Here is a 7,830-nt window from a genome sequence, read left to right on the forward strand (position 1 = left end):
CTCGCCATCCTTCCATTGCCTGCCAAGCCTGTCGCTCTCGAGCCAACTCCCTGTTTGGTACATTGTGCAGTCATCAACTTACTAATATCTCCGATAGCAAGTCATGTACGGTATATAAAAAAGGGCAAATACTGTTTCACGAAGGCACCCGCCCCCTCGGTGTATTTTGTATCAACCAGGGTAAAGTAAAGGTATACAAGCTAGGTTACGACGGTAAGGAGCAGATTACTCGCATTGCTAATGACGGTGGTTTGCTAGGCTACAAAGCTCTGTTGGCCGAAGAAACCTATCAGGTGTCCGCCGAAACCCTGGAAGACTGTACTATCTGCTTTTTGCCCAAATCTACCTTTTTACAGACCCTGCAAGAATCATCTGATTTTAATCAACAAATTATGAAACAGGTGTGCCACGAGCTAGGGCTGATGACCGAAAATCTTACCAATCAGGCCCAACGAACCGTGCGGGAACGGTTGGCGATCACACTGCTTAAACTGAAGGATACCTACGGAATGGATGCCCAAGACGATGGCCCCATCGAGATCAACCTTACCCGCGACGATCTGGCTAACATGGTAGGCACGGCTACGGAAACGCTGATCCGCTTACTGCACGAATTCAAAGACGATGGTCTGGTTTCAACGCAGGGACGTAAAATTAGGGTGGAAGATTCTCAAGGATTAGTACGAACGGCTAATTTATACTAGAGATGTAGTTTTCTGAAAAATTCGCGATTGTTTGACTTTAGTCATTTTTCTCTTGTTGCGTACTCGGTACTTTGGCGGAATATAAATTTCGTTTGCTATGAACCGAAAGAGAATTCTGCTGTGCCGAAACCAGACTGAGGACTTTAATTCCTTACTACGTTTAACCTCTTATTATTTCAGCTCGAGTAATAATATACTGGTGAACCTTCACCTTAAGTCAAACTCTACGCTGTCGGAAAAGGTATCAACGGCTGAGGTAATGAGTCCGGTAAAAAAGCGCACTCGTTCGGCGATAAGCCGCCTACCGAACCATAAAAGCGGAATTCGCGGCTACGAAGCTACTTTCCGAGATCTACAGCGAGAAGCACAATTTTCGGACATTTTGGTGATAGAGCAAGCTAACTATCAGCAGCTTTGCCAAGAGTATGATATTAAAAAATCGACTCGTTACTCCTTGTTTTCTTGCCCTACTTTGGTCGCTCCCGCCGGAGAAGATCGGGTGAACCACATTATCTTAGTAGACGATGGTAAGCCGGGTACCTACCGTAGGATTAAGCAGATGGCTTGCCTCTTTCCTAAGCTCTGCTTGGCCACCTCTACTACTTTATTCATTACCCGCCCCCCGGATAGTCACGTACCGGCGCAGGAGGAAAAGCTCTGGATAGAGTACTTGAAACTACACTTTGCCCACTTAGCGGTTTACCGAGTTGATCAACGATCGATGCATATGCTACCGGATATGATAGATTATAAAAAGAATGCGTTGCTGATAAGCCCCTCCGATATTTCATCTGCCCCGCTGTATCAGGCACTGGAACCAATAACGCAGTTCAAGCTTATTATTTGATTGTTGTTACGTAGCGGTAAAATCCCGTATCTCCTTTTTGATTTTGATAAAGTGCTCTTTCAGACCATCAAAGTTATTCTCACTGATTAATTGCTTATCCAGCAGAGAACTTCCCATGCCTACCCCAACTGCTCCCGCCGCAAAGAATGCGTGAATATTCTCTCTCGAAACACCCCCGGTAGGCAGTAACTTAATCTCATTGAGTGGAGCCAAAATATCTTTTATGAAATGCGCCCCTAGCTGTGTTGCCGGAAATATTTTTACTGCTGAGGCACCCCAGGTCCAGGCCTGATAAATTTCGGTAGGTGAATAGGCACCGGGAAAAACCGGTATTTGTTGAGCTACCGCGCGCTTCACTACTTCTTCCACCAAAACGGGGGTTACGATGAACTGCGCTCCCGAATCAAGAGCACTAGTAAGATCACCCATGGTGCATATTGTTCCTGCTCCGATATTCATATTAGGAAACTCTTTCCTAAGTGCCGAGATTGTTTCGGGGGCATCTAGTGTATTCATCGTAATTTCTAATGTAGTCAGCCCGGCTTCTTGATAGGCCTGGGCGATGGGCTGGACTACTGTCAAAGGTAAGCCCCGGATAATACCCACGATAGGTGCGTTATGAAAGTGTTCCCAGGAGAACGATGCGTTAGTTGCCATGTGGTGCTACCATCGTTAGACGGCTATTTGTAAATGATTGGGCATAATAAATGCTTCCAGTTGATCTACTTCTCCGTAATATTCTCCGTCTATCTGGAAAGGAACCGATTGTTGGCAGCGCACTTTTACCCGAGTAGTAGTTACAAACTCCATAAAATCAGAATCTAAGTTAGGTTCATCACGAAGTGTCTGAGCAATATCAATCACATTAAATTTTTTGAAAATCAGCACCTCAAACTTACCGTCGTCCATTTTTCCGTCTGGATTTACCCGGGCCCCAGTGCCGTAATGCTCAGCATTGGCCAAAGCTAATAAAATGCCTTTCCGGTGTAGTGTACCTTCATCAGTAGTTATCTCAAAGTTAAAGGGCATTTTGCTCTTAATTAGAGTGGGAATAGATTGAAGTGCGTAACCTAACTTTCCCCGCAGTTGGCCCGATTCATAGTTTTTTACTAGCTCGGCGTTAAGGCCTAAGTCACTAATATGGAGACATAGATCATTATTGACACAAATTACGTCGATCTTGCGTAAACGATTTCCGAAAGCAGTTTCAATGGCTTCTTCAGCCACTTCGCTGATACCCAGGTTATAAGCTAACCCATTGGCTGATCCTGTAGGTAGAATACCCAGTGGAATATGCTGGTCGCGCAGGGTTTCTGCCAGCATTTTAATGGTACCATCGCCCCCCGCTACCAAAACCCGATCGGCCTCAAAGGTGTTAAGGAGTTCAGCGATCTTCTCTGGGTCTTGCTTTCCAGTGGTATGATACGTTCTGAGCTCCAGGTCACGCTGGGTTGCCTGCTGCTCTACTTTTTGAATAACTTCCTCTTTATCGGTATCACCGGAAATAGGATTCACGACAAATAAAACTTTGCTGGGCTGTTCCATTACACAAAAAAATTATCAACCTAACAATTAATAAAAGTTGAAAAAAATAAATCTAAAACTATACCGAGGGTACGCCAACGACCAAGAAGTTATTGTCTTCGGTCACATTTTCCGTTCTCACCTACCTTCGGTTTCTACGCTGGAAAACGGAAAATTCAGACATGCTTGGGCGATTGTTCGTATGTTCCGAATTAAACCCTTAAGTAACACAAAAGTTATTTTTTCGCTTAATGGTTGGGAAGTTTCTTCCAAAACTACCAGCGATGGGTACTTCCGGTTTAATCTTCCACTGGAAAAATCGCTACCCAGTGGTTGGCATTCGTTTAGCATTCGCTGCCAAGTAGACGGACAGCAACTGGAAGAGCAGGGGGAGCTATTAAAACCGTTCCCAAGCCAGTTGGGGGTTATCTCCGATATTGATGATACTTTTCTGATTTCGTACAGCAACCGGGTGTTCAGGAAGCTGTACGTTATGCTGTTTCGTAACGTAAACCGGCGAAGGATTTTTGACGACGTGGTAGATCACTATCAGGCGTTAAGTAGATCGGGGCAAGACAATGAGGAAGCTTCTAACGCTTTCTTCTACGTATCCAGTAGCGAGTGGAATTTGTATTCATTTATTACGCGCTTTGCCGAGATTCATCAACTACCCAAAGCCGTTATCAAGCTCAAAAAGATTAAGACTAGCCTAGCTGATTTTCTGATGACGGGCCGGGGCAGCCACGATCATAAATTTATCAAAATTAAAGATATTATCACCTTCTATCCTCGCCTGGATTACGTGCTACTAGGCGATGATTCTCAGCACGATCCGTATCTCTACGAACGAGTAAGCAAACACTTCCCACTGAACGTAAAAGCCATTTATATCCGCCAAACGGGCAAAAGTCCTAACAAGAAAGTCGAAAAAGTACTAGCTAATATTCAAGATCTAGACGTAGAGGTGTGTTACTTTCAAGATAGCCAAAAAGCCATTGCTCACTCCAAAAAAATTGGAATCATCTAAGTTAAGCCTGATAAAGTAGAGGAAAAAACTGCCCTTCCATCGTATTGCCCTTTTTAATCGGGGGAACACCCGTTAGCACTTCATCGTTGGAGTCGGACTGGGTGCCATCAGCGAATACGTTAAGTACCAACGCCCGACGGGAACGCTCGGAATGGTTGGCGTAGGAGCCGTGCACCGTCAGTGGATGGTGAAAGGAGCCGTAGCCGCGCTTCATCTCTACCGGAACGGGCTTAAACCCTGCCTTTTGCTCTTCCGTGAGGTAATCCATCACCCCTTCCATATCTCCGGCTAACTCGGGCTTGTCGAGTAAGCCCCAACGGTGGCTACCCGGTACGTAGTGCAAGCAACCATTCTCGGTAGAAGCATCGTCCAAGCCTACCCAGCAGGTGAGGTGCTGCATCGGAACGGTACGCGTCCAGTACGAATAATCCTGGTGCCAGGCAACCACTCCGCCGTGCCGGGCGGGTTTGCAGAAGAGCTGGTCGTGCCAAAAGCGAACCGAAGCATCGCCCAGTAACTGACTGGCCGCCATCACAAAGGCGGGGTTCCACAAAATATCGTGAAAACCGGGTTTGATACGCCAATGCCCCAGCGAGTGAAACAAGGTGGCATTAGGATCAGCAGATTCGTTGGAATGAAACTCGTAGAATAACGAATTTCCGGGATGGTCAGGGTCGGTAAGGTCTTCTAATTCGTCCCGTAATTGGTCAACCTGCCATTCTCCCAGCAGTTTAACATCGGATAAATAACCATTTTCCTGAAAGAACGCTACCTGCTCATCGCTGAGTTGGTACTGCTCCCACTCCTCAGGATTCTGGGGCCATTTGAATAAGTCAGAGATTAATTCGTGAACATTGGATAAGTCTTGGACAGTCGTGGTTGACATAGTACGATTTTTTTCAGATCGAGAATAATAAGCTACGCCAGAATATCCTTCACCACGTGTCCGTGCACATCGGTAAGACGGTAGCGGCGCCCTTGGTGCTTAAAGGTAAGCTGCTCGTGATTTACTCCCAGCAGGTGCAGCAAAGTTGCTTGGAAGTCGTGGACGTGCACTCCGTTGCTGGTAACATTATAACTAAATTCGTCGGTTTCGCCGTGCACCATTCCAGGTTTTACTCCGGCCCCGGCCATCCACATGGTGAAGCAGCCCGGGTGGTGATCGCGCCCGTAGTCATCCTTGGTCAAGCGACCCTGAGAAAAGCTAGTCCGGCCAAACTCTCCGCCCCAGACCACTAGCGTATCTTCCAGCAACCCGCGTTGCTTCAGGTCTTTGAGCAATCCGGCAGTAGCCTGATCGGTGCTGAGGGCTTGCCGTTTGATGCCCGCGGGAAGTCCGCCGTGCTGATCCCAGCCCATGTGGTAGAGCTGAATAAACTTTACATCACGTTCGGCCAGCCGGCGCGCTAGTAAGCAGTTGGCGGCGTACGTGCCAGGCTTCCGCGCGTCTTCGCCGTACAGTTCGTACACGTGGTCGGGTTCGTTATCCACCTCTACCGCTTCGGGTACCGAGGTTTGCATCCGGTAAGCCATTTCGTACTGAGTAATCTTGGAGTGAATCTCGGGATCGCCCCAGATACCGTACTGGTGCTCGTTCATCTCTTTAATATAATTCAGTGCCCGGCGACGATCTTCTTGGTGCACTCCGTAGGGATTATTCAGATACAGCACTGGATCTTTTCCCGAGCGGAACTGTACTCCCTGATGGTGGGAAGCCAAAAAACCATTGCCCCAAGCGGCCGAACTCAGTGGTTGGGCACCTCCGCCCTTGGAGATAAGCACAATGAAGTGCGGCAGGTTTTCATTGTCCGAGCCTAAACCGTAGCTCAGCCAGGAACCCATGCTGGGCCGTCCGCTTAGTTGAGAACCGGTTTGCATAAACATCACGGCGGGTTCGTGATTGATGGCTTCGGTGTACATCGATTTAATAATACACATATCATCCACCACCTGCGAGGTGTACGGAAACAGTTCGCTCACCCAAGCTCCCGCCTGCCCGTACTGCTTAAAGTCATAGATAGATTTGACCAGCGGGAAGGTAGATTGTCCGGTAACCATGCCCGAATTGCGCTGGGTACCCTTTACCGAGTCGGGAATTTCCTGTCCGTGCCACTTAGCTAATGCCGGTTTGTAGTCGAAGGTTTCTATCTGAGATGGCCCGCCACTCTGAAATAAGTAGATGATTCGTTTAGCTTTTGCCGGAAAATGCGGTCCTGAAACGATTCCTCCGGTGGAAGACGATGTAGCCAGTGCCTCAGCGGGGTTGAGTAGATTGCCCAACGCTAGCGCGCCAAAGCCTAAACTGCTTTGTTTCAAAAAATCTCGGCGGGACTGCCGCAGTTGTAATCGCTTTATTTCTTCCATGATTCTATTGTCGGGTATACGCTTCGTTGGTGTTCATAATCGCATTAGAAACGGTAGCTAGTGCGGCCACTTGCGCGGTAGGTAAGGAGGTATCCCCAGTTGATTCGCCAATAGCCAAGTAAGCAGTGGCATCCTCGGGCCGACTTTCGAAGCGATGCACTTCTTTCCGATAGAATTCGGTAAGCATACGCATTTCCGGTTCATCGGGCACGCGCCCGGTAATTAGCCGGAACGCTTTCTCCAGTTGCTGCTCTACTGCCGATTGATTTTCCTGCATCAATCGTTCGGCCAGGGCGCGGGATGCTTCCAGATACTGAGGATCGTTCAAAAGCACCAGTGCTTGTAGCGGGGTGCTGGTGGTTCGTCGGCGTACCGTGCAGACGCTTCGATCCGATACATCAAAAATCAGCATCGACGGGGGAGGGGAGGTTCTTTTCCAAACGGTGTATAAGCTGCGCCGGTACAGACCATCACCTGGCTCCTGCAAATACTGATACCGCCAGCCTTTGTTACTCAACTCATCCCACAGTCCGGCGGGTTGATAGGGGTACACGCTGGCTCCGCCCACGGTATCTACCAAAAGTCCACTGATTGCTAAGGCATTATCGCGGATCATCTCGGCGGGTAGCCGGAACCGAGGGCCACGGGCTAAAAGTGTATTGTTGGGGTCTCGCTCGGCTGATTCGGGGGTGATGACGGAACTCTGGCGGTAGGTAGCCGACATCACAATGAGTTTGTGCAGAGCTTTTATGTCCCAGTCCGATTCTGCGAAAGTAACCGCTAGCCAGTCCAGCAACTCCGGGTGACTGGGTAGTGCTCCCTGATTGCCAAAATCTTCGGAAGTCTCGACTAAACCTTGTCCGAAGTGCATCTGCCAAACACGATTCACGAACACCCGAGCGGTGATAGGGTTGTCATCATCAAACATCCACTGGGTCAGCCCTAGCCGGTTGCGGGGAAATTCTTCACCGAAGGATAAGACCGTTTCCGGCACTCCGGGTTGCACTTCTTGGGTGGGGGAATCGTACAGCCCTCGGTCTAGTACGTAAGTGGGGCGCGGCTCTTCCAAGTCGCCCATCACCATGATTTCGGGAATCTGGTTTATCAGGTCGTTTATCTTCACTCGCTGGTGGTGCAAACTATCTCGGAGCATTTTTGCCGAAGCATCCGCCCGCATCCAGTAGTGTTCCTGCAAAAGTGAGCTTTGCTTATCTGATTCCTGATTATTGATAACTGCGGTAGCTTCTGCTGGATTGTACTCGTACAGCACTTCTAAGCCGGTTAGCGCCCGGTCGTAAATCTTAATTTCATCAATTCCCCCGTCTTTAAACGGAATAATATGCGTACGCTGACCCAAAGTAAAC

At 48.5% G+C, this 7,830-nt stretch carries 8 protein-coding genes; 3 read left to right on the forward strand and 5 right to left on the reverse strand.

All coding sequences use genetic code 11. From position 1 onward, the window contains the following. The coding region (locus WBA23_RS11895; RefSeq protein WP_424582499.1) for a Crp/Fnr family transcriptional regulator at nt 1-704 on the forward strand (704 nt) is incomplete at its 5' end. 97 nt (nt 705-801) lie between these two features. Further along, a complete protein-coding gene (locus tag WBA23_RS11900; RefSeq protein WP_424582500.1) occupies nt 802-1,551 on the forward strand; it encodes a hypothetical protein in 750 nt (249 codons plus the stop codon). A gap of 6 nt (nt 1,552-1,557) precedes the next feature. On the opposite strand, the gene WBA23_RS11905 is transcribed toward WBA23_RS11900, so the two are convergent. Continuing rightward, the gene (locus tag WBA23_RS11905; protein WP_424582501.1) at nt 1,558-2,208 is read right to left on the reverse strand and encodes a bifunctional 4-hydroxy-2-oxoglutarate aldolase/2-dehydro-3-deoxy-phosphogluconate aldolase; all 651 of its coding nucleotides are present in this window, start codon (nt 2,206-2,208) and stop codon (nt 1,558-1,560) included. Between the two features lie 15 nt (nt 2,209-2,223). Beyond that, nucleotides 2,224-3,066, reverse strand: coding sequence for a diacylglycerol/lipid kinase family protein (locus WBA23_RS11910; protein ID WP_424582502.1), 843 nt, complete (start codon nt 3,064-3,066; stop codon nt 2,224-2,226). 67 nt (nt 3,067-3,133) lie between these two features. Here WBA23_RS11910 and WBA23_RS11915 point away from each other — a divergent pair, with 67 nt between their 5' ends. Further along, on the forward strand, nt 3,134-4,102 hold the full coding sequence (locus tag WBA23_RS11915; protein WP_424582503.1) for an App1 family protein: 969 nt from the start codon (nt 3,134-3,136) through the stop codon (nt 4,100-4,102). Between the two features lies 1 nt (nt 4,103). On the opposite strand, the gene WBA23_RS11920 is transcribed toward WBA23_RS11915, so the two are convergent. The 3 genes from WBA23_RS11920 to WBA23_RS11930 form a co-directional block, all read right to left on the reverse strand. Continuing rightward, the gene (locus WBA23_RS11920) at nt 4,104-4,988 is read right to left on the reverse strand and encodes a phytanoyl-CoA dioxygenase family protein (protein ID WP_424582504.1); all 885 of its coding nucleotides are present in this window, start codon (nt 4,986-4,988) and stop codon (nt 4,104-4,106) included. Between the two features lie 32 nt (nt 4,989-5,020). Beyond that, a complete protein-coding gene (locus WBA23_RS11925; RefSeq protein WP_424582505.1) occupies nt 5,021-6,466 on the reverse strand; it encodes a DUF1501 domain-containing protein in 1,446 nt (481 codons plus the stop codon). 4 nt (nt 6,467-6,470) lie between these two features. Then, a partial coding sequence (locus WBA23_RS11930) for a DUF1553 domain-containing protein (protein WP_424582506.1) occupies nt 6,471-7,830 on the reverse strand: 1,360 nt, incomplete at its 5' end.

The sequence above is a fragment of the Tunicatimonas sp. genome (assembly GCF_049647865.1).
Lineage (GTDB): Bacteria > Bacteroidota > Bacteroidia > Cytophagales > Cyclobacteriaceae > Tunicatimonas.